A 22495-nucleotide genomic window follows, 5' to 3' on the forward strand; every position below is an offset into this window, starting at 1 on the left:
TGTAGGAGCGAGCTTGCTCGCGAAAAACCTGAGGGCGCCGCGTGCATTCAGGCTGCCCGCGTTATCGTTAACGATTTTCGCGAGCAAGCTCGCTCCTACAAAAAAGCGAACTCAGCGCCCGAGGTATACCTCGATCACGCGCTCGTTTTCCTGCACCTGTTCCAGCGACCCTTCAGCCAGCACGCTGCCCTGGTGCAACACGGTCACATGGTCGGCAATCGAACCGACAAACCCCATGTCGTGCTCCACCACCATCAGCGAGTGCTTGCCCGCCAGGCGCTTGAACAGTTCGGCGGTGAATTCGGTTTCGGCGTCGGTCATGCCCGCCACCGGTTCGTCGAGCAGCAACAGTTGCGGGTCTTGCATCAGCAGCATGCCGATTTCCAGGAACTGTTTCTGGCCGTGGGACAGCAGGCCGGCCGGGCGATGCACCGAGGCGGTGAGGCGGATGGTGTCGAGCACTTCATCGATGCGGTCCTTCTGTTCCCCGCTCAGGCGTGCGCGCAGGCTGGCCCACACCGACTTGTCGGTCTTCTGCGCCAGCTCCAGGTTTTCGAACACGCTCAAGGCTTCGAACACCGTGGGTTTCTGGAACTTGCGGCCAATGCCGGCCTGGGCGATCTGCACTTCGCTCATCGCAGTCAGGTCGAGGGTTTCGCCGAACCAGGCGTTGCCGTGGCTGGGCCGGGTCTTGCCGGTGATCACGTCCATCAGCGTGGTTTTGCCGGCGCCGTTGGGGCCGATGATGCAGCGCAGTTCGCCGACGCCGATGTAGAGGTTCAAGGCGTTGAGTGCCTTGAAACCGTCGAAGCTGACGCTGATGTCTTCCAGGGTCAGGATCGTGCCGTGGCGCGTATTGAGGCCCGTGCCGGCGGCCTGGCCGATGCCGATCGCGTCGCGGCCGTTGCCGGTGTCGAGAATAGGTTCGAGCATAAATTCCGCCGTCGCAGTCACTCTCATTGTTCACCCCGTTTCTTCAACAGGCCGATCACACCCTTGGGCAAATACAGGGTGACGATGATGAACAACGCCCCCAGGAAGAACAGCCAGTACTCCGGGAACGCCACGGTGAACCAGCTCTTCATGCCGTTGACCACCCCGGCGCCGAGCAGCGGCCCGATCAAGGTGCCGCGCCCACCCAGGGCCACCCACACGGCGGCTTCGATGGAATTGGTCGGTGACATTTCGCTGGGGTTGATGATGCCCACCTGCGGCACGTACAACGCCCCCGCCAGGCCGCACAGCACCGCGCTCAATACCCACACGAACAGCTTGAAACCACGCGGGTCGTAGCCGCAGAACATCAGGCGGTTCTCGGCATCGCGCAAGGCGGTCAACACCCGGCCGAACTTGCTGCGGGCCAGGCGCCAGCCGATGTACAGGCTGCTCACCAGCAACAGCACGGTGGCGGCAAACAACACCGCGCGCGTGCCCGGTTCGGTGATGCCGAAGCCGAGGATGCTGCGGAAATTGGTGAAGCCGTTATTGCCGCCGAACCCGGTCTCGTTGCGAAAGAACAACAGCATCCCGGCGAAGGTCAGCGCCTGGGTCATGATCGAGAAATACACGCCCTTGATCCGCGAGCGGAAGGCGAAGAAGCCGAACACCAGCGCCAGCAACCCCGGCGCCAGTACCACCAGGCACAGCGCCCAGAGGAAGTGCTCGGTGCCGACCCAGTACCAGGGCAATTCGGTCCACGACAAAAAGGTCATGAACGCCGGCAACTCGTCGCCGGAGGCCTGGCGCATCAGGTACATGCCCATGGCATAACCGCCGAGGGCGAAGAACAGGCCGTGGCCGAGGGACAGCATCCCGGCGTAACCCCACACCAGGTCGAGCGCGAGGGCGACGATGGCGTAGCAGAGGATCTTGCCCACCAGCGTCAGGGTGTAGGCCGAGACATGCAGCGCGTTGTCCGCTGGCAGCAGCGACAGCAACGGCAGCGCCAACAGCACGCCGAGGATCAGCGCGCCGACGGCAATCGTCAGCTTGGGGCCGGCCTTTTGCGTGGCCGTGAGCATCAATGGCTGGTTCATCAGTCGATCACCCGTCCTTTCAGTGCGAAGAGGCCTTGCGGGCGTTTCTGGATAAACAGAATGATCAGCGCAAGGATCAGGATCTTGCCGAGCACGGCGCCGATCTGTGGTTCGAGGATCTTGTTGGCGATCCCCAGGCCGAACGCGGCCATCACGCTACCGGCCAATTGGCCGACACCGCCGAGCACCACGACCAGGAAGGAGTCGATGATGTAGCTCTGGCCCAGGTCGGGGCCGACGTTGCCGATCTGGCTCAGCGCCACACCGCCCAGCCCGGCGATGCCGGAGCCCAGGCCAAAGGCGAGCATGTCCACGCGCCCGGTGGGCACGCCGCAGCAGGCGGCCATGTTGCGGTTCTGGGTGACGGCGCGCACGTTGAGGCCCAGGCGCGTCTTGTTGAGCAGCAGCCACGTCAGCACCACCACGCACAGGGCGAAGGCGATGATCACGATGCGGTTGTACGGCAACACCAGGTTGGGCAGCACTTGAATGCCGCCGGACAGCCACGCGGGGTTGGCCACTTCGACGTTCTGCGCGCCGAACACCAGGCGCACCAGTTGGATCAGCATCAGGCTGATGCCCCAGGTGGCGAGCAGGGTTTCCAGGGGGCGGCCGTACAGGTGACGAATCACCGTGCGCTCCAGGGCCATGCCGATGGCGGCGGTGACGAAAAACGCCACCGGCAGTGCGATCAGCGGGTAGAACTCGATGGCGTGCGGCACGTAGCGCTGCATCAGCAACTGCACCACATAGGTGGAATAAGCGCCGAGCATCAGCATCTCGCCGTGGGCCATGTTGATCACGCCCAGCAGGCCGAACGTGATCGCCAGGCCCAGGGCCGCGAGCAGCAGGATCGAACCGAGGGACATGCCGCTGAAGGCCTGGCCGAGCAGCTCGCCCAGCATCAGTTTGCGCTTGACCTGGGCCAGGCTGGTCTCGGCGGCGGTATGCACGGCGGCGTCGGTTTCCACGCCGGGGGCGAGCAGGGTTTCCAGGCGTGTGCGCGCCAACGGGTCGCCGGTGCTGCCGAGCAGACGCACGGCGGCCAAACGCACCAGCGGGTCGCTGTCCACCAGTTGCAGGTTGGCCAGGGCCAGGCTGAGGGCGCTGTGTACCTCCTCGACGGTTTCGGCGGCGACACGCTGGTCGAGGAACTTGAGCTGCGCCGGTTGTGCGGTTTTTTGCAGGGTCTGCGCGGCGGCCAGGCGTACCTTGGGGTCGGCGGCGAGCAGTTGCAGGCTGGCCTGTACGTTGTCGATCAGACCGCGCAGGCGGTTGTTCAGGCGCACGGTCTTGGTTTCACCGTTGACCGTCAGTTGGCCTTGTTGCAGCGCGTCCACCAACTCGATGCGCGCCGGGTCGGGCTGGGCGGCCCAGTCCTGCAGCAGTTTGGCTTGTTGCGTCGGGTTGGCGGCGAGGAAGTCTTCGGCGTCGCCGGCGTGTGCGGCAACAGGCAGCAACAGCAAGGCCGTGAGGATCAAGCGGTAGAGGGCAGTGGGCATAACAAAATGTCCTGAGCATGCACGGGTCGGCTTTATGTGGGAGGGAGCTTGCTCCCGATAGCGGTGGGTCAGGCAATGCATGTACTGACTGATCCACCGCTATCGGGGGCAAGCCCCCTCCCACATGGGGCCGTGGCGGGGCTTAGTTACTTTTCACGGCGTAATCAGGTTTTTTGTCATTGCCAGGAATGTACGGGCTCCATGGCTGTGCGCGGATCGGTTCCTGGGTCTGCCACACCACCGAGAACTGCCCGTCGGCCTGGATCTCACCGATCATCACCGGCTTGTGCAGGTGGTGGTTGGTCTTGTCCATGGTCAGGGTGAAACCCGACGGCGCGGCGAAGGTCTGGCCGGCGAGGGCTTCACGCACTTTGTCGACGTCGGTGGACTTGGCCTTCTCCGCCGCCTGCGCCCACATATGAATGCCCACGTAGGTGGCTTCCATCGGGTCGTTGGTCACGGCTTTGTCCGCGCCCGGCAGGTTGTGTTTCTTGGCGTAGGCTTTCCAGTCGGCGACGAATTTGGTGTTCACCGGGTTCTCTACCGACTGGAAGTAGTTCCAGGCGGCGAGGTTGCCCACCAGCGGCTTGGTGTCGATGCCGCGCAGTTCTTCTTCGCCCACCGAGAACGCCACCACCGGTACGTCGGTGGCTTTGAGGCCCTGGTTGGCCAGCTCTTTGTAGAACGGCACATTGGAGTCGCCGTTCACGGTGGAGATCACCGCGGTCTTGCCGCCCGCCGAGAATTTCTTGATGTTGGCGACGATGGTCTGGTAATCGGCGTGGCCGAACGGGGTGTAGACCTCTTCGATGTCTTTATCCGCGACGCCTTTGGAATGCAGGAACGAACGCAGGATCTTGTTGGTGGTGCGCGGGTACACGTAGTCGGTGCCCAGCAGGAAGAAGCGCTTGGCGCTGCCGCCTTCTTCGCTCATCAGGTATTCCACCGCCGGGATCGCCTGCTGGTTCGGCGCTGCACCGGTATAGAACACGTTCGGCGACATCTCTTCGCCTTCGTATTGCACTGGGTAGAACAGCAGGCCGTTGAGTTCTTCGAACACCGGCAATACCGATTTGCGCGACACCGAGGTCCAGCAGCCGAATACCACGGCGACCTTGTCCTGGGTCAGCAACTGCCGGCTTTTTTCCGCGAACAGCGGCCAGTTCGACGCCGGGTCTACCACCACTGGTTCCAGCATCTTGCCGTTCACACCGCCCTTGGCGTTGATCTCGTCGATGGTCATCAGCGCCATGTCTTTGAGCGAGGTTTCGGAGATGGCCATGGTGCCGGACAACGAATGCAGGATGCCGACCTTGATGGTCTCGGCGGCCTGCACAGTCCAGGTCATGCCCATGGCGACAATCGATGCCGATAGGGTGAAAGCCTTGAGCAAACTACGACGCTTCATGGTGCGATCTCCGGGGATTTGATTTTTTTAGTGGCAGAGTTGGAAGCTGAAGAGTGCATAGCAAGGCCTGTGCCTAAGGCCCGAAACCTCCACTTAAATCGTCACGCTGGGTGTCGCGGGCAAGCCTGGTGCACCGCTTTGGCTCGCGGTCGCAGGGTCGTGCAGGCGGGAGCCCCGAAAGAGGGCATGGAGATGCGGTGCCCCGCTGCTGTCCGGGTCTTCCGGGATTCGCGCTTTGCATTCAATACACGGGAGAGCCACTGCATCGATGCGCGCTTTGACATGCTCGCGAAACGCGATGCAGTAATGGCCTCACTGGCGTGTGCGATTGGGTGTTTGTGACAGTACTTTTCGTACAGGACCTAAATAAGTCATACCTATCTACCGTCTCTGAACGAGCGGTGTACTCCATCTTTGAAGGGGTGCGTCACGGCGATTATTTGCCAGGACGCACGCTTTCTTCGATGAGGTGAAACATGAATGACTTTACGGAACTGCCGCAACAAACCCCTGGACATATACCGGTCCTTCCGGCGCTCAGCCCGTTGTTTATGTCGGCCGACGATGCCGCCCGTTGGGCTTATGAGCGGATCGACTACTCGGTGGCCGACAAGGAATACGGGGGTGCCATTCTTAAACAAGGCAACCGCTACTTCGCCACGACGCCAATCGCTGACCAGCAGTTGACCTTCGATCATCGGATCTTGCTGGCCACGGATGCCGACGACAACTTCATCGCGCCCAACGGCTACAGTTGCGAGGCGCTTTACCATTCTCACCCGCCGAACCTGGAGCAGGTGAAAGCGAGAAACCCCGGGATTAGCGATGATCATGCTTCGATGATGATCAGTTTTTTTTCGCCTGCGGACCTGAGTTTTATCATTGAGCACCGCAGCTCGGTGCGCGCTCATTATTTGTGCGGCCCCGAGGGCTCGCTGCTTAAGTACACAACCTCGGGTTCGGCGGCGGAGGTCCTGCTGAGAAAGCGCCTTCTCGGCGAGGAGCCGTTCCCGGCTTCTGCGGATCGGGAGTCATTGATCTGGATGACCGCCGATGCCGGCGACCTGCGGGTAGTGGTGCCCAACCGCCAATGGGGAGGCGTGCGTGGGCAGATGAAGCGGGGTTGGAGAGTCAATGCCGCCGTGACGCAAGTGACCCAGGAGCAGCCATTTTTCACCCAGGTATTCGCACAGCCTGAATTGGCCGTGATGGCGGCGCTAGCCCTGTCGGCGTCGGCGGCTGGCGAGTATGCCTTCGGGTTTGTACTGAAACACACCCAAAGCGAAAGTTACATCGCGACCTACCCCGAGCTCGCGCCCAAGGCATTGTTCTCTGCCGCCGGGCTCTTCCCCGAGCAAGCCTCCGGCAAACTGAAGCTGCCCTCCAACTTTCGGCTCGAAGCCCTCTACTACCGCTCTAAAGCCGCGCCAACGGACATCCCCGAAAACGAGTCCTGGTTGTATGCCACATTCCCGACCCCTGCGGAGCTGGTGGCGGCCATCGTGCAGTCAGAAGCGACCCGGGACGTACAGAACAAAAGCCGAGGTTTGCGCCTTTACATCGAAACCTCGGATGACGCACTGCTTGAACTCAAGGTGCCAGCGCCCAGTGATGCCGGTGCGCTGGTCAACACCGGCGACGATGGCGTGCTCGGTGACAATGGCGCCCAGGCCGCGCTGAAGGCCGGCAGCCTCAGCCCGCGTGACTATGTGCGCCGGGTGATTGCCGCGACGTCGGTGTCAGTGGTCCAGGCCGGCTTGCTCTGGCGTGTCGTCGGCCCGCTGGACAACCGTTCGGCGGTGTTGAACGGTTTCTATCAGGCGGTATTGAGCCCGCCCTTTATTTCTGCCCACGACGCAGCGGTGTATGCCCACGAGCAGATCGGCTCACGACGTGAGCGAACCTACGGCGGCTATGTACTCAAGGACAAAGAAGGCCGCTTCTTTATCACCCAGCCCCTGGCCAGCGACGCCAACCCGTTTGCCCTCAGGCTGTTTTTTCCGACGGAGCTACCCGGCCCGTTGATCCCACCCGAGGCTTACGCGATTCACGGCCGCTACGGCTCCCACCCGGCGCTGTCGATGGTCGACCCCGGCTGGGTCAATCAGCGCAACTGGACGCGCGAAGACGCCCTCATCAACCTGCAGATTTTTGGCACCGCCCAAATCTACGATGTGATCCAGTCGGGGCGCCCGGCGTATATGTCGGCCGCCGAGGACTGCCTGCTGGCGTACACCCCGAGCGGCTCCACGCATGAGGCATTGGTGTCTGCCGGCGCTGCGCCGCAACCGGCCGGCAGCGTGCTGCAAAAACGTTTGGACAGCGGTCTGTTCAAACCCGCGCTGTGGGTCACCCGGTTGGCTGAGGCGGGTGACTTGCGGGTGATCCAAGGCAATGTGTTATGGGGCCCGCGTTCGCCGATCTATAAAGACTGGACGCCCTCTTTCGAGTACGCGCCCAGAACCGGCGCTCCCGACTATGTGACCTATGGCGCGTTGTTCGGCACGGCAGACGAAGCCGCCCGCGATCTGCATGCGCGGGTCCATGGGCGCAACCTGCCGGAGCAGGCGTACTTTGCGTTTATCCTCAAGCACCGGGACAAGGCGTTGTACCTGGCCACCGAGGTGGTGGGCGTCAATGAACGGGTCAAGCTGTTCAATCTCAACAGCGTGTTTGCACCGACAGAAGACAATGACTATCGGTTTCCCGCTGGGTTTTCGCTCTGCGGGCTATTTCGTTCGCAGCAATGGCAACCGACCGGGCTGTCGCCATCCAGTGCCTGGCTGACCCGCTATTTTGTGATGCCGATGGTGTTGTACGAGGCGCTGTACGAGAGCCAGCGCAGAGGGGTGAAGTACAACGGCGGTAGAAACCTGCCGGTGTACTTTTCAACGCAGGAGGGGGCCCTGTTGAGATTCGTCGCGCTGCCATTTCGCGTGGGCGGCGGCGGGCCGGTGGAAAGTGCCTTTGAACAGGCCGCCAGCGCATTGGCCTCCGGTGAAAAGACGACGCAGACCTTTGTCAGGGAGTGGGCCAACAGCGGCGAGCTCTACGTGGTGCGTACCAGCCAATGCTGGGACCAGCAAGGGCGGGTGTCGCGCACCTGGACCGGTTACGAACACCTGACCCGCCGTCGCGTGGGGCCCGCGTTTGCCAACCCGGACGATGCGGCACGGTATGCCGCGGGCATTGTCGGTGAGGGCCGGCGCCGCACCTATGGCGGCGTCCTGCTCAGGTTGCCCGATGGTGTGTTCGTCGCGACTGATCCGCTGGTGGTGCCGCCCCAGGGCTTTGCGCTGAACTGGATTTATCCCGACCCGGCGATCGCGCAAGGGCTGTACCCGCCGGGAAGTATCATCGTCGCGCGTTACCGCTCGGTGCTCAAGCAAGAGACACAGATACTGTTTTCGGCCACGCAAAAGGCGGTCTACCAGAGCATGTTGCCCACGAGCGTGCTGTCGAACCTGCTGTTCCGTGAAGTCCACATCAAGCGCGAATATGTGTTTGGCCCCGAGGGGGGCATCCTGCGTTATCAACTGACGGGGTCGGCGGAGGAGGAGGCGCTCAAGCTGACGTTGGCGCCGTTGAACCTGGTCAGGGGGGATGTGGCCGACAATGAAGTCGAACGGCAACTGCGCAGCGGAACGCTGCTCCCGGTCGACTTCGTCACGCAGGTGGCGAAGGCCGGCGATCTGCGGGTGGTCAACGGCAACCGCCTGTGGGGCCACCCGCGACGGTTGAGCGGGCCGTTCGTGCCGGACTTGGCCGAGGTCGCGGCGCTGGCGATCAAGCAGGTGTTTGCCGATGCGCCGTGCGGTCCGCTCTTTACCCAGGCTTACGACGCCGTGCGTCATGTGCAGCGAGTGTCGTCGCCCCAGGCACAGGTGCAGTTCGGTTATGTACTCAAGGATGCGCGGAAAAACCTGTACATGACGTCCTTGCCGTTGGTGCGCGCCGATTACACGCGTTTCGAACAGGTCTTCGTCGATGGCCTGTTGCCCCAGGGGTATACGCTGGATGGCTTGTATCTGTGCGCCTCCACCGTGGCGATTGCGCCGGCGAGCGATGACATGGCGCTGAGTTTCTTCTCGCCCCAGGTACTGGCCGGCGCGGTCAATTTTCTCAGCAACCTGGCCGGCAACGGTGCCCTGCCGCTTTACCTGCTGTGCGCCGACGGCGCGCTGCTGAGGTATTCCTTGCGAAAGCACGAGGGGCAAGCGCTGAGCAGCGAGGCCCGAACGCTCGGACCGCAGTTGCTCGAAGGCGCCTCCAGCGTCGCCGACTACGTGCGCGGGCTCGCGACCAAGGGCGACTTGTATGTGCGTGTCAGGAGCACGGTGTGGGGCAAGGAACAAAGCGTCACCGCGCAGTGGCAACCCAAGGCCGCGCCCTGGCCCGCCCAGGACAACCCACACTTCCTGTCCTTTTGCGGGCCGCTGTTCGGTCATGCCGACGACGCCGCGCGCTGGGCCGAAAAACAGCTGGGCGGTTTCAAGGGCCGCGAATACCTCGGCGCCGTGCTGGCGCCGCCAAAGGCGCGGGGGCTCGTGGCGCTTGAGCCGGTGGAGGATCACCGTGCGTGGTTGGTGGACACGATTTCACAGCTGTTCTGGTTCGGTCATCTCGGCTTTGATATCACCCCCGATCATCCGCTGTTCTTCTACACCATCAAAGCGCTCCAGGCGTTTTACAAAGTCATCCCTTTGGGCCTGAATCTATCGGTGCTGGATCAGCGGTTGCTGGACAATTTTGCCGACAAAAATGATCTGCGCCTGTACCTGGACATCATCCGCAGTAACCGTCCGGTCGCCGAGAGTGTCTACCTGGCGTGTCGCGGCGGTGCGCTCCTGAAGTATGTGCCGGTTTTCACGGCGGACGAGACGCGACTGCTGAGTGTCGACTCGTCGCCTTCGCCCAGCGTGCTGGTCAGCGGCTTGCGCGCGGCCGGCACGTTGAGTGTGTTGGAAACCGATACCTTCTGGACGCGACCGGGGGCGCTGGGGGCGGAATGGCAGGTCAAGGACGTACTCGCCGAGCCGGACCCGCAAGCCGTGCTGTACGGCCGGGACAAAGACGAACTCTGACAACGGCGCGGCGCTGACCAAGCCGGCCGCCGTGGATCGCCCGGTCCCCGGCGGCACTTGACCGGCACCCGGGCGTCAAACCCGCGAAGGCTGCGCAAACAGCCGCGACAGCAGCAGGCGATCGAGCGCCCACACGACGATCAACGACGCGCCCACCAACGGGAAGGCGATCGCCAGCCCGAGCATGATCACCATCGCGGTTTTCCACTTCGGCAGGTCATGACGCAACGGCGGCACTCCGAGGCCGCCCACCGGCCGCCGTTTCCACCAGATCACCACGCCGCTGACGGCACTGAGCAGGATCATCAGGCAGATCAGCAGCACGATCAGTTGATTCACCCAGCCGAACATCTTGCCCTCGTGCAACATTACGCCGGTCTCGGTCGCCCGCGCCACGCCGTTGTAGTGTTCCCAGCGCACATCGGCGAGGACCTTGCCGGTGTACTGGTCCACATGCAGGGTGGCGTCATTGCGCGGGTCGTTGGCGAACACCGAGACAGTGAATACGCCCTCGGCGGTGGTGGGCGGGGTGATGCTGTAGCCGGGCTCGACCTTGCGCGAGGTGGCCAGGTCGACCACCTGTTGCAGGCTGATGGTGGGCGCGGCGGGGGCGGCATGCATCGCGCCGTGGTTCATGTGTTCGGCATGGTCGCCGGACACCGGCATCGGTGTGTTTTCCATGGCCCAGGGCACGGTCTGTTGCGTCGCGGTGTTGAGCACGCGCGCCTGTTGATCGGAGGTCGGCACGTTGTTCCACATCGCCGCCGGGAAGCGGTTCCACAGGTCGGCGTATTGCTTGCCCCAGAAGCCGGTCCAGGCCATGCCGCTGAGCAGCATCACCAGCAACAACGCCGCGCCCCAGAAACCGGTGACGACATGCAGGTCGCGCCAGAACACACGGCCACGGGTGTTGAAGCGCGGCCACAGCACCCCGGACGATGACTTGCCGCGTGGCCACCACAAGTACATGCCTGAGATCACCAGCATCACGCCCCAGCCGGCGGCGAGCTCGACCAGGCGGTCACCCACGGTGCCTATCATCAACTCGCCGTGCAGGGCGCGTGCGATGGCTTGCAGGTTGTTTTTCGCGTCCTGCGTGCCGAGCACGGTGCCGCGATACGGGTCGACGAACACCGTCATTTCGCGGCCGCCGTCGTGCATGACGAACTGTGCGCTGCTGGTGGCGTCGGCCGGTGGCAAGTATTTGCTGAGCCGGCCCTGGGGGTAGGCGGCCTTGGCGCGTTGCAGTTGCTCGTCGGCGCTCAGTGCGCGTTCGGCGGCGGGGACGGTGAGCAGGTGGCCGTACATCAGCGGGTCGAGCTGGGGCTTGAACAGGTAGATGATGCCGGTCAGGGCCAGCAGCACCATGAAGGGGGCGACAAACAGCCCGGCGTAGAAATGCCAACGCCAGGCCAGGTTGTAGAAGGAGATTTTTTGTGTGCTCATCAGGGGGGCTCCGCAAGGTTTTTTTTGGGGGGGCAGTTACACCGCCATCGGGGGCAAGCCCCCTCCCACAGTTGGCATGCATTTCAAGTGTGGGAGGGGCGGTGCGACGATTCGACTTGCCCCCGATGCTTTTAGAAGCTCATGTCGACCTTGGTCCAGAGCGTGCGCCCCGGCTCCTTGATGGCCTGCGGATCGTTGGCCGGGTAGCCGAACCCGGCGTTGCCGGCCAGGTTCAAATGCTCGGCGTAGGCTTTGCCGAACAGGTTGTCGACGCCGGTACTGACCTTGAAGTTTTTATTGATGCGGTACGCCGCATTCAGCGAGAACACGCCAAAGCCGCCGCTCTTGTCGTAGTCCTTGCCGACCACGTTGCCTTTGTTCTGATCGATGCGGTTTTGCGCGGCGACCACTCGCCACAGGGCGCCGGCGCTCCAGTCGTCCTCGCTGTAGGTCAGGCCCAGGCGCGCATCCAGCGGCGGCATTTGCGGCAGGGGCTTGCCGTCGCTGCTGTTCTTGCCCCAGGCGTAGGCGAGGGTGGCGTCGGCCTTCCAGTTTTGGGTCAGCTTGTACGCCGCACCCAGTTCGCCGCCCATGATCCGTGCGTCGACGTTGCGCGCCTGGGACGTGGTGCCCATCATTCCGGTCCGGTAGTCGAACAGGATGAAGTCGCGCACCTGGCCGACGTAACCCGAGGCCCAGGCTTCGAGGTCGGCGGTCTTGTATTGCGCGCCGAAGTCGAGCTGGGTGGTTTTTTCCGGTTTCACGCCATCGAACGCGTTGACCGAACCGGCCGCGCCGGTGTTGGGGGAAAACAGTTCCCAGTAGTCCGGGAAGCGTTCGGCGTGGCCTAGCCCGGCGTAGAGCGTGGTCGGGGTATCTGCCAGGTCGTGCTCGTAACGCATGAAGCCCGAGGGCAGGGTGTCGGCGCGGGTGTCGTCGGCGGTCGGGTTGGCGCGTGCCGACATGCCTGAGCCGATGGTCTGGCGGAAGTCCCGGGCCGAGGCGCGGTCCAGGCGCGCGCCGGTGATCAGGCGGTCGCGGTCGGCGGCGTACCAGGTCAGCTCGCCGAATACGCCGTAGTTATGGAAGTTGGCGTCCTTGTTGCGCGGCAAATCCTTGTAGGTGTCGACGCCCATGCTGCTGCGCTGGCGGTGTTCGTTGGTCTGTGCATCCAGGCCGCCGATCAGTTGCAGATCGGCCCAGCGCCAGGTCGCCTTGATCCGCGCGCCGAGGGTGCGGCGGTCGACGTTGGAGGCCATGGGGCCTGCCATCATCCCGGTGCCCGACGGGACGCGCAGGCTGTAGTTGTCCATGACGTGGTCGGCGTAGTTGTAGTAGACCTGGGCCTCGACCTTGTCCAGCACCTCGCCGATATTGGATTTTTCGAAGCGCAGCCCCAGGCTTTCGCGCAGGAACTGCGAGCCGTCCATGCCGCGCCCGGCGTAGCGCGCCTCGCCATCGCCGCGGCCGGCGGTGAGTTCGAGCAGGGTGTCGGCGTCGGGGGTGAAACCGACCGCGACGTCACCGTTCCACTTGTCGTAGCGCGAGGCGACGGTGTCGTTGTTGCCGTCCTTGTAGTCGTCGGCGTGCGCCTGGTTGCCGATCACCCGCACGTAACCCAGGGGCCCGCCGGCAGCGGCGTCGATGACTTTGTCGAAGCGCCCGTTGGAGCCGGCCAGCACGCTGGCGTTGAGTCGCGTGCCCAGTTCGCCGAAATGCTCGGGCTCGCGCTCGAACAGGATGGTGCCGGCCGACGCGCCCGGGCCCCAGAGCACGGTTTGCGGGCCTTTGATCACGGTGAGTGTGTCGTAGGTTTCCGGGGAAATGTACGAAGTGGGCGCGTCCATCCGGCCCGGGCAGGCGCCGAGCATCATGCTGCCGTTGGTGAGGATGTTCAGGCGCGAGCCGAACATGCCGCGCAGCACCGGGTCGCCGTTGGTGCCGCCGTTGCGCACCAGGGCGAAGCCGGGGATGGTCTTGAGATAGTCGCCGCCGTCGCTGGCGGGCACTGGCTGGCGCGGGTCTTTCGGGTTGGTGACCACGGTCAGCGGCGAGCTGGGGGCGATCGCGGTGATCACGGTGGGGCTCAGTTCGTGCTCGGCGTGCTCATCGGTATCGGCATGGGCCTGTGGCATCAAGAGCGCGCCGCACAGAACGGCGAACACGGGAGTGCTTCCCAAACGGGTGTCAGCAGAAAACCTGGACATGAAAAATTCCATCTATCAATCGTAAACAACACGGCCAGCAGCCTGTGGCTGTCTGTCTAACGTCGGCCGGGGTGAAGTAACGGTGTCAAGTGCTTACGCGGCGATGGGTGGGGCACGGCTGCGCGCGCCGGGGAAAATGCTCTGCCGGGCATGGCCCAGGCGCGGTGAGGGGGTGAGGGCGTTGGCCGGCGATGGGGCGCCGAGGGTGAGGTAGGACACGCTGCCGGGCAGTGCCGGGCAACTGAAGAGCAGGCTGCAATAGCCGCACTTTTCCCAGAGGACGTGGTGTTCGTCGGGGGCTTGTTTTTGAGGCGGACGGTGTTGCGGTTCGCCGTGGCACTCGGGCATGTCCATGGACATGCTCATGCTCATGGACATACCGGCGTGCTGATTCATCGGCATCGCTTGGGAAATCAGCGGACCGATAAAGATCATCAGCATGGCGAACAGGCTGATCCAACTGCCGCGCTTAAGGCTCACGGGCCTGCGGCGCGGCGCGGACAACCTGGCGCGAGGGGCGCCCATCAAGTGTTGGCCTACTCGCCGTGTTTATGCTCGTGGGGCGCCATCGGCGGGACTTTCTGCACGGACACTTGCACCTCGACGTCCCCGGCTTTTTCGAAGGTCAGGGTCAGTGGGAAGTGCTTGCCGTCGGCCAGTACGCTGCGGTCTTTGAGGTCCAGCAACATCACGTGATAGGCCATGGGCGCGAAGGTCAAGTCACCCTTGGCCGGCACGGCAACGCTGGGCACTTGTTGCATCTTCATCAATGCGCCTTGCATCACATGCTCATGCAGTTCGGCTTTGTCCGCCACCGGCGTCTTGGCGCTGAGCAGGCGGTCCGGGGTTTCGCCGGTATTGTGAACCACAAAGTAGGCCGCGACGGTCGGCGCGTTGGGGGGCAATTCCTGGGACCAGGGATCGCTGACCAGCAGGTCGCCGGCCTTGAAGTCGTCGGCATTGGCAGCACTGAACACCGGCAGCAGCAATGCGGCCAGAAGCAGGGAAGATTTGAGCATGGCAGTTCTCCAGAACGGTTCTAAACGCAGTTCACTTGCGAAGACCATCAGACCGTTGGAGAGGCGCGCGGGTTAAGGCTCGGCCATTGCTGGCGCGGCGTCGGGGACTGCAATGACGGTGGCGGCAGGCTCTGCGCCGCCTCGAACCGCGTGACATACAACTGCGGCACATGCCCCGGCAACGCCACCAACGGCGCCGAGCCCGAGCAACACCAGCAATGCTGCATGGCGGAATGATCGTCCTGCGCCGGTGCCGGAATGTCCAACTTGCCCAGGGCAACGGTTTTCAGGCTGGCGCCATTGGACGAACAGAAACTGCCCCACAACAGTTGCTGCGCGGGGTCCTTGGACTGCTGCATCGCCCCGGCCAGCGGCATGGCAAAGGCGTTGAACAGCACTGCAAAGCAGGCGATCCAGACGATTGCAAAGCGTTGACGGGCCATGGCGGACAATCCGTAGGGTTAAACGATCAGGCGGGTATTTAGCCTGATCGGGGGGGATAAGTAAAAAGTGGCGGTGTGGTTTGGTGTCGCAGTGTGTCAGAGCGCGGTGGCGTGAAGTTTGAGCCCCAGTGCTCTCATGACCTTCATGATAGTCGCGAACTCGGGATTGCCAGTGCTGGAGAGGGCTTTGTACAAACTTTCTCGTCCTAGGCCGGCGTCGCGAGCGACTTGGGTCATGCCTTGGGCGCGAGCGATATCGTTCAACGCTGTGCGAATCAACAGACCGTCGCCAGCATCTTCTTCAAAGCAAGCATCCAGATAGGCGGCCATCTCAAAAGGAGTCTTAAGGTATTTTGCGGCATCGAAACGGGTAAAGGATTCGCTCATAAGTCACTCCTTGCGGCCAAGATTTTTTGCCATGTGTATTGCACGCTGGATGTCTCGGCTTTGTGTTGATTTGTCGCCGCCCATCAGCAGCAGATAAACCACCTTGTCTCGGAGAGTGAAGTAAACCCGATACCCGGGGCCTTGGTGGATTCGCATTTCGCAAACGCCCTCTCCTACAGCCTCACAGTCGCCGAAGTTTCCTGCTTGCGCCATGCGCAGCCTTGTCACAATGCGTACTTTTGCGAGCGGATCGCGCATTGCTTCGAGCCATTTGACAAACTCAACGGATTCTTCGAACTCAATCATCGCAAATCGTATTTCTTGGGATACAGGATGGCAAGTTGCGACGCGCTGCAACTGCAGTGCATCCCCATCGCGGAAGCGGGTGCAAAACCGCGAGAGGGGAGGTTAGGGCGGGAGCTTTTGGCTGAACTAGCCGGCTGGTTCGGAGTTGGTCGTAAGGTGAATCGTCTTTCTGCTGGGTAAACCAAACAGTGGGTGTTTTGGCTAGGTCTTCGTACAAACAGAAACGTGCGACACCTTGTTTGAGGTTGCTGGTCGCAAACGTGATCGCTAGTCTGCGGACATCGATGCAAACTCAGCGATCATGCGACTGCTACGCCGTTGAACGGGAGCAAGTTCCCACATTGGCGAGGTGTCGTTTAGCGAGACGATATTGCCTGTAGCACCGCAGCCACGGCTGTAAATTCTCGATCCGCCGTAGCCAACACCGGCCGCCTCAACACCAACACCGGCACCCCTCGCTCGCGCGCCACTTCCAGCTTCGGTTCGGTGGCGGTGCTGCCACTGTTCTTGCTGATCAGCACATCGATCTTTTGTCGTTCGAACAACGCACGCTCGTTTTCGATCAGAAACGGCCCACGCGCGCCGATGACTTCGCAGCGTTCATTGCCCGGATACACCTCCAACGCGCGCAGTGTCCAGAATTGCTCCTGCGGGATCTCATCAAGATGCTGCAACGGCTCGCGGCCCAAGGTGAACAGCGGGCGCTTGAAGGGTTTCAGGGCCTCGATCAGCTCGGCCCAGTCAGCGACTTCGCGCCAGTCATCCCCCGCTTGCGGTCGCCATGCCGGGCGGCGCAGGGCCCAACACGGCACACCGCACAACCGTGCTGCCTGGGCGGCGTTTTGGCTGATCTGTGCCGCATACGGGTGGGTGGCGTCGAGGATCAGGCCGATGTGTTCGTCGCGCACGAACTGCGCCAACCCTTCAACCCCGCCGTAGCCACCGACACGCACCTGGCAGGTGAGGTCGGTCGGCACGCGGCCCACACCGGCCAGACTGTAGATATGTTCAGGGCCGAGGGTGCGGGCGATGGCGAGGGCTTCGGTGACGCCGCCCAGTAGCAGGATCGGTTTCATAGGGGCTTGATCACGTCCAGCAGGGTGATCGGCAGCGCCTGGCGCCAGGTGTCGAATTCACCGAGCGGCTGGGCCTGGGCCACGTGGAGGCGGGTCAGTTCGCCGCCGTGTCGGGCGCGCCAGGCCATCAGGGTCATTTCGCTTTGCAGGGTCACGGCGTTGGCGACCAGGCGGCCACCGGGGCGCAGGTGCTGCCAGCAGGTCTCGAGCACGCCGTCGCGGGTGACGCCGCCGCCGATGAAGATCGCGTCGGGCGTTTCCAGGCCGCCGAGGGCCGCGGGTGCGGTGCCGCGCACCAGTTGCAGGCCGGGCACGCCGAGGGCGTCGCGGTTATGTTCGATCAGGCCTTGGCGGCCGGCATCGGCTTCAATCGCCAAGGCGCGGCAGCTCGGGTGGGCGCGCATCCACTCGATGCCGATGGAGCCGCTGCCCGCGCCCACGTCCCAGAGCAATTCGCCGGGCAGTGGCGCCAGGCGGGCCAGGGTCATGGCGCGCACGTCGCGCTTGGTCAGTTGGCCGTCGTGTTTGAATGCCACATCCGGCAGGCCGGCGAGGCGCGACAGGCGTGGGGCATCGGCGTCGGCCAGGCAGTCGATGGCGACCAGGTTCAGATCGGCGACCGCAGCGTGCGGCCAAGCGTGGGCCACGCCATCGACACGCCGCTCAGCCGCGCCGCCCAGGTGTTCAAAGACGCTGAGGCGGCTCGGCCCAAAGCCGGATTCAACCAACAGCGCGGCAATCGCGGCAGGGCTCTGCCCGTCATTGCTCAACACCAGCAAGCGCACGCCGCTGGCCAGATGTGCATTCAACGCCGCCAAGGGCCGGGCCACCACCGATAACGTCATCACGTCCTGCAACGCCCAGCCCAGGCGCGCCGCCGCCAGCGACACAGAGGAGGGCGCCGGCAAAATCAGCATCTCGTCAGCCGGCACCTGCCGCGCCAGGCTGGCGCCGACGCCGTAGAACATCGGGTCGCCGCTGGCCAGCACGCACACCGGTTCACCGCGTCGCGCCAATAGCGGCGCCAGGGAAAACGGGCTCGGCCACAACTGGCGTTCGCCGCGCACGCACACCGGCAACAGGTCCAATTGGCGCTGGCCACCGATGATCCGCGCGGCACGCAATACGGCGTGCCGGGCGTTTCTGCCGAGCCCTTTGAAGCCGTCTTCACCGATGCCTATTACCGTCAGCCAGGGCGACATATGAATTCCTTGAACGACATCCGACGGGCAGGCTTTTCATGCCGTCGGACAAAGCAGGCATAATACCGCGCCTTGACCCGCGAACCGGTAGCCCCGTGAACCCAATCCCTGCTCTGAACACCTTGCGCCCCTCGGCTTGCCCGGGGTTGCTGCGTATCGTCCAGGCGTTGGACGGCGGCATCTGCCGGATCAAACTGGCCGGCGGCGCGATCAGCGCCGCACAAGCCCATGCCGTGGCGGACGCGGCCCAGGCCTATGCGGGCGGGGTGATCGAGGCGACCAACCGCGCCAACCTGCAGATCCGCGGGATCGGTGCCGAGCAGCAGGCTTTGATCGCGATGCTCCTTGCCGCAGGCCTCGGCCCCAGCACCGCCGCCGGTGACGACGTGCGCAACCTGATGCTCAGCCCCAGCGCCGGTATCGACCCGCAGATGTTGTTCGATACGCGCCCGCTGGCCGACCAGATCCTCGCCACCCTGCAAAACCACACGCGCTTTCACGAGCTGTCGGCCAAGTTCGCGGTGCAACTGGATGGCGGTGAAGCCCTGGCGATGCTCGAACATCACCATGACCTGTGGCTGTCGGCCTTTGAGCAAGGCGGCGAAACACTGCTCGCGTTCGGCCTGGCCGGCTGCCCGGGGTTGGATGCGCCGTTGGCGGCCGTGCGCTTGGAGCAGGGGCATGCCTTGGTGGTGGCGGTGTTGGAACGGTTTCTGGACCTGGCCACGCCGGCGCAAACACGCATGCGTCATCTGCCTGTGGATAACTTCCTGGTCGGGCTGGACCTGCCGTTATTGCCGGTCGATGGCTTCAAGCGCCCGGCCAGCGGGGCGTGGCTGCACCTGGGAAGTTATCCACAGCGTCAGCACGGTCGGGTCTACGTGACCGCCGTGACGCCGCTGGGTCGACTCGACGCCTCCATGCTCAAGGGCGCAGCGCAACTCGCCGATGAGTATGGCGACGGCACGCTGCGCTTTACCCCCTGGCAAGGCCTGCTGCTGCCCAACGCCAAATGCCAGGATGCCGCCGCGATCACCGCGCGCCTGGAACAGCTGGGCTTCCTCTGCTCGGCCGACCAGCCGCTGGCGCAGTTGATCGCCTGCACCGGCTCCAGCGGCTGCGGCAAAGGCCTGGCCGATACCAAGGCCGACGCGATGCAACTGGCCGCGCTGCGCCCCGGCCACGCGGTACATCTGTCTGGCTGCGCGCGTTCCTGCGCCGCCGCGCACATCGCGCCGGTGACCTTGCTGGCGGTCAGCCCCGGCCATTACGACGTCTATTTTCGCGAAGCAGCCCAGCCCGGTTTCGGCCGGCTGCACGCGCGCACTCTTTCTATTGAAGCGGCGGGCGCCCTGCTGCGCGCTCACCCACGGAGCAACACCGATGATTGATTACATCCGCGACGGTCAGGAGATCTATCGCAACTCCTTCGCCATTATTCGCGCGGAAGCCAGGTTGGAGCGCATCCCGGCCGACCTGGAAAAACTCGCGGTGCGCGTGATTCATGCCTGCGGCATGGTCGAGGCGATCGACGGCCTGCAGTTCTCCGCAGGCGCAGGCAAGGCCGGGCGCGAGGCGCTGGCCGCGGGTGCGCCGATTCTGTGCGATGCGCGGATGGTGTCCGAAGGCGTGACCCGTGCGCGGCTGCCGGCCAACAACGAAGTGATCTGTACCCTGCGCGACGAACGCGTGCCGGCGTTGGCGCAGAAGCTGGGCAACACCCGCTCCGCCGCCGCCCTGGAACTGTGGCGCCCGCACCTGGCCGGCAGTGTGGTGGTGATCGGCAATGCGCCGACCGCCTTGTTCTACCTGCTGGAAATGCTCGACGCCGGCGCGCCGAAACCGGCGTTGATCCTTGGCTTCCCGGTGGGCTTCGTCGGCGCCGCCGAATCCAAGGCGATGCTGGCCGCCGACAGCCGTGGCGTGCCGTTCGTGATCATGCAGGGCCGCCTGGGCGGCAGTGCGATGGCGGCCGCGGCGGTCAATGCCCTGGCCACGGAGGTCGAATAATGCCGGCACGCGGACGTTTGATCGGCCTGGGCGTAGGCCCCGGCGACCCGGAACTGATCACCCTCAAGGCCCTGCGCCTGCTGCGCGAATCGCCGGTGGTGGCGTACTTCGTGGCCAAGGGCAAAAAGGGTAACGCCTTCGGCATCATCGAAGACCACCTGGTGGCGCAGCAAACCCTGATGCCGCTGGTGTACCCGGTGACCACCGAAGCGTTGCCGGCGCCGCTGTCCTATGAACAGGTGATCAGCGATTTCTACGACAGCGCCAGCCAGGACGTCGCCGCGCACCTGGACGCCGGCCGCGATGTGGCGGTGATCTGTGAAGGCGACCCGTTCTTCTACGGCTCCTACATGTACCTGCATGACCGCCTGGCCGAGCGCTACGAAGCGCAGGTCATCCCCGGCGTGTGTTCGATGCTCGGTGGCGCCTCGGTGCTCGGCGCGCCGCTGGTGTATCGCAACCAGAGCCTGTCGGTGCTGTCGGGGGTGCTGCCCCATGAAGACCTCAAGCGTCGCCTGGCGGATGCCGATGCGGCGGTGATCATGAAGCTGGGGCGCAACTTCCCCAAGGTGCGCCAGGTGCTCGAAGAACTCGGCCTGGCCGAGCGTGCGCTGTATGTGGAGCGCGCGACCATGGCCAACCAGAAAATCGTCCCGCTGGATCAAGTCGAGCCGATGTCCTCGCCGTATTTCTCGCTGATCATCGTGCCCGGTGAACGGTGGCAAGGTTGATGCGCCCGGCGATTGTCATCCTCGGGCAGGGCAGCCTGGCCACGGCGCGCAGGATTGCGCAGGTGTATCCGGGTGCGGTGATCCACGGCCTGCTGGGCCGGGTTGACGGCGCGGACCAGAGCTACCGCGAATTCGGCGCGACCCTGCGCCAGCTCTATCAGCAAGGCACGCCGCTGATCGCGCTGTGCGCCGCCGGTATCGTGATCCGCACCCTGGCGCCGCTGCTGCTGGAAAAAGGCGAAGAGCCCGCCGTACTGGCCGTGGCCGAAGACGGCAGTGCGGTGGTGCCGTTACTCGGTGGCCTGGGCGGGGTGAATGACTTGGCGCGGGAGATTGCCGCGGCGTTGGGCGTGGCCGCCGCGATCACCACCAGTGGTGAGCTGCGTTTCGGCACGTGCCTGCTCAACCCGCCGGCCGGTTATCAACTGGCGGACCTGGAGCTGGGCAAGCGCTTCGTCAGCGACCTGCTTGCCGGCGAAAGCGTGCGTATCGAAGGCGCGGCGCCGTGGCTTGACCAGGCCAACCTGGCGCAGGACCGACAGGCGCGCCTGGCGATCCACGTAGGCAGCGCCGAGCGCGTACCGGCGGCCAACGAGTTGCTGATTTATCCACAGAGCGTGTGCGTCACCTGCAAGCCCGGCGCGCAATTGGCGCAGCGTGTGCGTGGCGCGTTGCATGCCTCGGGGATTGCCCTGCAGTCACTGGCCTGCCTGTTGGCCAGCGATACCCAGATGGCCGAACCGTCGTTGCACGAAGCGGCGTTGGAGTTAGGCGTGCCGCTGCGTTTCGCCGAGGTGGAGCAAGCGGCGGACATCGTTGTTTCGGTCGCCGAACAGCCCTTGGACGTGTCCCAGGTCGGTCGCCCGCGTGGCCGTCTTGCGGTGATCGGCCTTGGCCCTGGCGCCGCCGACCTGATGGTGCCGGCGGTGAAGGCCGAACTGGCGCGCTGTACCGATGTGCTGGGGTACGAAACCTACGTCCGCATGGCCGGGCCGTTCCGCGACGATCAGGTGCAGCACTGCACCGACAACCGTGAAGAAATGCAGCGCGCCCGCCACGCTTTCGCGCTGGCCGCCCAAGGCCGTTCGGTGGTGGTGGTGTCGTCCGGCGACCCTGGTGTGTTCGCCATGGCGGCGGCGGTGATCGAGGCGCTGCACGAGTCCGACGACCCGGCCTGGCACCAGGTCGAGCTGGAAATCCTGCCGGGCGTTTCCGCGTCCCTGGCCACCGCGGCCCAGGCCGGCGCGCCGTTGGGGCACGACTTCTGCGTGATGTCGCTGTCGGACAACCTCAAGCCCTGGTCGATCATCGAGCAGCGCCTGGACCTCGCGTCCCAGGCCGACCTGGCCCTGGCGTTCTACAACCCGATCTCGCGTGCGCGGCCGTGGCAACTGGGGCGTGCCCTGGAGATTGTCGCGCAACACCGCAATGCCGCAACGCCGGTGGTGCTGGGCCGCGATATCGGGCGGCCGGGCCAGACCCTGCGCGTGACCACGCTGGGGCAACTGACCCCGGAACAGGTGGACATGCGGACCATGGTGCTGATCGGCTCGTCCACCACCTGCGCGTTCCCGCGCGCCGGCGGCGGTGAGTGGGTGTACACGCCGCGCTGGTATGGCGAAAAACCGGCCTCCTGAA

Annotated in this window: 18 protein-coding genes and 1 pseudogene; 5 read left to right on the forward strand and 14 right to left on the reverse strand. The window is 64.2% G+C overall.

Features of this window, described 5'->3' with window-relative positions:
- The 5 genes and pseudogenes from JN756_RS02895 to urtA all read right to left on the reverse strand — a co-directional run.
- Nucleotides 1-87 (reverse strand): annotated as a pseudogene (locus tag JN756_RS02895) (outer membrane lipoprotein carrier protein LolA); the annotation flags it as partial.
- A gap of 24 nt (nt 88-111) precedes the next feature.
- The gene (gene urtD, locus JN756_RS02900) at nt 112-960 is read right to left on the reverse strand and encodes an urea ABC transporter ATP-binding protein UrtD (RefSeq protein WP_026140376.1); all 849 of its coding nucleotides are present in this window, start codon (nt 958-960) and stop codon (nt 112-114) included.
- The gene (gene urtC, locus JN756_RS02905; protein WP_017849696.1) at nt 957-2036 is read right to left on the reverse strand and encodes an urea ABC transporter permease subunit UrtC; all 1080 of its coding nucleotides are present in this window, start codon (nt 2034-2036) and stop codon (nt 957-959) included. The genes urtD and urtC overlap by 4 nt, the downstream gene beginning before the upstream one ends.
- On the reverse strand, nt 2036-3538 hold the full coding sequence (gene urtB / locus JN756_RS02910; RefSeq protein WP_104904032.1) for an urea ABC transporter permease subunit UrtB: 1503 nt from the start codon (nt 3536-3538) through the stop codon (nt 2036-2038). Before urtB ends, urtC begins: the two co-directional genes overlap by 1 nt.
- Nucleotides 3539-3680: 142 nt before the next feature.
- The gene (gene urtA, locus JN756_RS02915) at nt 3681-4946 is read right to left on the reverse strand and encodes an urea ABC transporter substrate-binding protein (protein WP_017849694.1); all 1266 of its coding nucleotides are present in this window, start codon (nt 4944-4946) and stop codon (nt 3681-3683) included.
- Nucleotides 4947-5422: 476 nt separating this feature from the next.
- On the opposite strand from urtA, the gene JN756_RS02920 reads away from it, so the two are divergent.
- Nucleotides 5423-10030, forward strand: a complete 4608-nt coding sequence (locus JN756_RS02920; protein WP_201021764.1) for a DUF4329 domain-containing protein — start codon at nt 5423-5425, stop codon at nt 10028-10030.
- A 75-nt stretch (nt 10031-10105) separates the two neighbouring features.
- On the opposite strand, the gene JN756_RS02925 is transcribed toward JN756_RS02920, so the two are convergent.
- The 9 genes from JN756_RS02925 to cbiE all read right to left on the reverse strand — a co-directional run bounded on the left by JN756_RS02925 (nt 10106) and on the right by cbiE (nt 18116).
- On the reverse strand, nt 10106-11476 hold the full coding sequence (locus tag JN756_RS02925) for a PepSY-associated TM helix domain-containing protein (protein ID WP_046384863.1): 1371 nt from the start codon (nt 11474-11476) through the stop codon (nt 10106-10108).
- Nucleotides 11477-11607: 131 nt separating this feature from the next.
- On the reverse strand, nt 11608-13683 hold the full coding sequence (locus tag JN756_RS02930; protein WP_026140374.1) for a TonB-dependent copper receptor: 2076 nt from the start codon (nt 13681-13683) through the stop codon (nt 11608-11610).
- Between the two features lie 93 nt (nt 13684-13776).
- The gene (locus JN756_RS02935; protein ID WP_102618699.1) at nt 13777-14208 is read right to left on the reverse strand and encodes a DUF2946 domain-containing protein; all 432 of its coding nucleotides are present in this window, start codon (nt 14206-14208) and stop codon (nt 13777-13779) included.
- A gap of 11 nt (nt 14209-14219) precedes the next feature.
- Nucleotides 14220-14702, reverse strand: coding sequence for a copper chaperone PCu(A)C (locus JN756_RS02940; protein WP_057006060.1), 483 nt, complete (start codon nt 14700-14702; stop codon nt 14220-14222).
- Nucleotides 14703-14749: 47 nt separating this feature from the next.
- Nucleotides 14750-15145, reverse strand: coding sequence for a DUF2946 domain-containing protein (locus JN756_RS02945; RefSeq protein WP_046485671.1), 396 nt, complete (start codon nt 15143-15145; stop codon nt 14750-14752).
- Nucleotides 15146-15241: 96 nt separating this feature from the next.
- Nucleotides 15242-15532, reverse strand: coding sequence for an addiction module antidote protein (locus tag JN756_RS02950; protein WP_017849687.1), 291 nt, complete (start codon nt 15530-15532; stop codon nt 15242-15244).
- 3 nt (nt 15533-15535) lie between these two features.
- Nucleotides 15536-15838, reverse strand: a complete 303-nt coding sequence (locus JN756_RS02955) for a type II toxin-antitoxin system RelE/ParE family toxin (RefSeq protein ID WP_108526130.1) — start codon at nt 15836-15838, stop codon at nt 15536-15538.
- Nucleotides 15839-16194: 356 nt separating this feature from the next.
- Nucleotides 16195-16914 carry a cobalt-precorrin-6A reductase gene (locus tag JN756_RS02960; protein ID WP_128192597.1) on the reverse strand — a complete coding sequence of 240 codons (720 nt, stop codon included), beginning with the start codon at nt 16912-16914 and terminating at the stop codon, nt 16195-16197.
- Complete coding sequence (gene cbiE / locus JN756_RS02965) at nt 16911-18116, reverse strand: precorrin-6y C5,15-methyltransferase (decarboxylating) subunit CbiE (protein ID WP_201021765.1); 1206 nt, start codon at nt 18114-18116, stop codon at nt 16911-16913. The genes JN756_RS02960 and cbiE overlap by 4 nt, the downstream gene beginning before the upstream one ends.
- 38 nt (nt 18117-18154) lie before the next feature.
- Between cbiE and cobG the strand changes: the two genes are divergently transcribed.
- The 4 genes from cobG to cobJ are packed head-to-tail and all read left to right on the forward strand — an operon-like array spanning nt 18155 to nt 22494.
- Nucleotides 18155-19507 (forward strand): precorrin-3B synthase, encoded by a 1353-nt coding sequence (cobG, locus tag JN756_RS02970; protein WP_046384856.1) that lies wholly within the window; start codon nt 18155-18157, stop codon nt 19505-19507.
- Nucleotides 19500-20126 (forward strand): precorrin-8X methylmutase, encoded by a 627-nt coding sequence (locus tag JN756_RS02975; RefSeq protein WP_046384855.1) that lies wholly within the window; start codon nt 19500-19502, stop codon nt 20124-20126. Before cobG ends, JN756_RS02975 begins: the two co-directional genes overlap by 8 nt.
- Entirely contained in the window at nt 20126-20857 is a 732-nt protein-coding gene (locus JN756_RS02980; protein ID WP_017849677.1) for a precorrin-2 C(20)-methyltransferase, read from the forward strand. Before JN756_RS02975 ends, JN756_RS02980 begins: the two co-directional genes overlap by 1 nt.
- Nucleotides 20857-22494, forward strand: coding sequence for a precorrin-3B C(17)-methyltransferase (gene cobJ, locus JN756_RS02985; protein ID WP_201021766.1), 1638 nt, complete (start codon nt 20857-20859; stop codon nt 22492-22494). Before JN756_RS02980 ends, cobJ begins: the two co-directional genes overlap by 1 nt.
- Nucleotide 22495 lies beyond the last annotated feature (1 nt).

It is taken from the genome of Pseudomonas sp. Y39-6, from assembly GCF_023651955.1.
GTDB lineage: Bacteria > Pseudomonadota > Gammaproteobacteria > Pseudomonadales > Pseudomonadaceae > Aquipseudomonas > Aquipseudomonas veronii.

Excerpts from the sequence above, each read along its gene's own strand:
- urtD (WP_026140376.1), bottom strand. The coding sequence starts at position 960 with ATGAGAGTGACTGCGACGGCGGAATTTATGCTCGAACCTATTCTCGAC.
- urtC (WP_017849696.1), bottom strand. The coding sequence starts at position 2,036 with ATGAACCAGCCATTGATGCTCACGGCCACGCAAAAGGCCGGCCCCAAG.
- urtB (WP_104904032.1), bottom strand. The coding sequence starts at position 3,538 with ATGCCCACTGCCCTCTACCGCTTGATCCTCACGGCCTTGCTGTTGCTG.
- urtA (WP_017849694.1), bottom strand. The coding sequence starts at position 4,946 with ATGAAGCGTCGTAGTTTGCTCAAGGCTTTCACCCTATCGGCATCGATT.
- JN756_RS02920 (WP_201021764.1), top strand. The coding sequence starts at position 5,423 with ATGAATGACTTTACGGAACTGCCGCAACAAACCCCTGGACATATACCG.
- JN756_RS02925 (WP_046384863.1), bottom strand. The coding sequence starts at position 11,476 with ATGAGCACACAAAAAATCTCCTTCTACAACCTGGCCTGGCGTTGGCAT.
- JN756_RS02930 (WP_026140374.1), bottom strand. The coding sequence starts at position 13,683 with ATGTCCAGGTTTTCTGCTGACACCCGTTTGGGAAGCACTCCCGTGTTC.
- JN756_RS02935 (WP_102618699.1), bottom strand. The coding sequence starts at position 14,208 with ATGGGCGCCCCTCGCGCCAGGTTGTCCGCGCCGCGCCGCAGGCCCGTG.
- JN756_RS02940 (WP_057006060.1), bottom strand. The coding sequence starts at position 14,702 with ATGCTCAAATCTTCCCTGCTTCTGGCCGCATTGCTGCTGCCGGTGTTC.
- JN756_RS02945 (WP_046485671.1), bottom strand. The coding sequence starts at position 15,145 with ATGGCCCGTCAACGCTTTGCAATCGTCTGGATCGCCTGCTTTGCAGTG.
- JN756_RS02950 (WP_017849687.1), bottom strand. The coding sequence starts at position 15,532 with ATGAGCGAATCCTTTACCCGTTTCGATGCCGCAAAATACCTTAAGACT.
- JN756_RS02955 (WP_108526130.1), bottom strand. The coding sequence starts at position 15,838 with ATGATTGAGTTCGAAGAATCCGTTGAGTTTGTCAAATGGCTCGAAGCA.
- JN756_RS02960 (WP_128192597.1), bottom strand. The coding sequence starts at position 16,914 with ATGAAACCGATCCTGCTACTGGGCGGCGTCACCGAAGCCCTCGCCATC.
- cbiE (WP_201021765.1), bottom strand. The coding sequence starts at position 18,116 with ATGTCGCCCTGGCTGACGGTAATAGGCATCGGTGAAGACGGCTTCAAA.
- cobG (WP_046384856.1), top strand. The coding sequence starts at position 18,155 with ATGCCGTCGGACAAAGCAGGCATAATACCGCGCCTTGACCCGCGAACC.
- JN756_RS02975 (WP_046384855.1), top strand. The coding sequence starts at position 19,500 with ATGATTGATTACATCCGCGACGGTCAGGAGATCTATCGCAACTCCTTC.
- JN756_RS02980 (WP_017849677.1), top strand. The coding sequence starts at position 20,126 with ATGCCGGCACGCGGACGTTTGATCGGCCTGGGCGTAGGCCCCGGCGAC.
- cobJ (WP_201021766.1), top strand. The coding sequence starts at position 20,857 with ATGCGCCCGGCGATTGTCATCCTCGGGCAGGGCAGCCTGGCCACGGCG.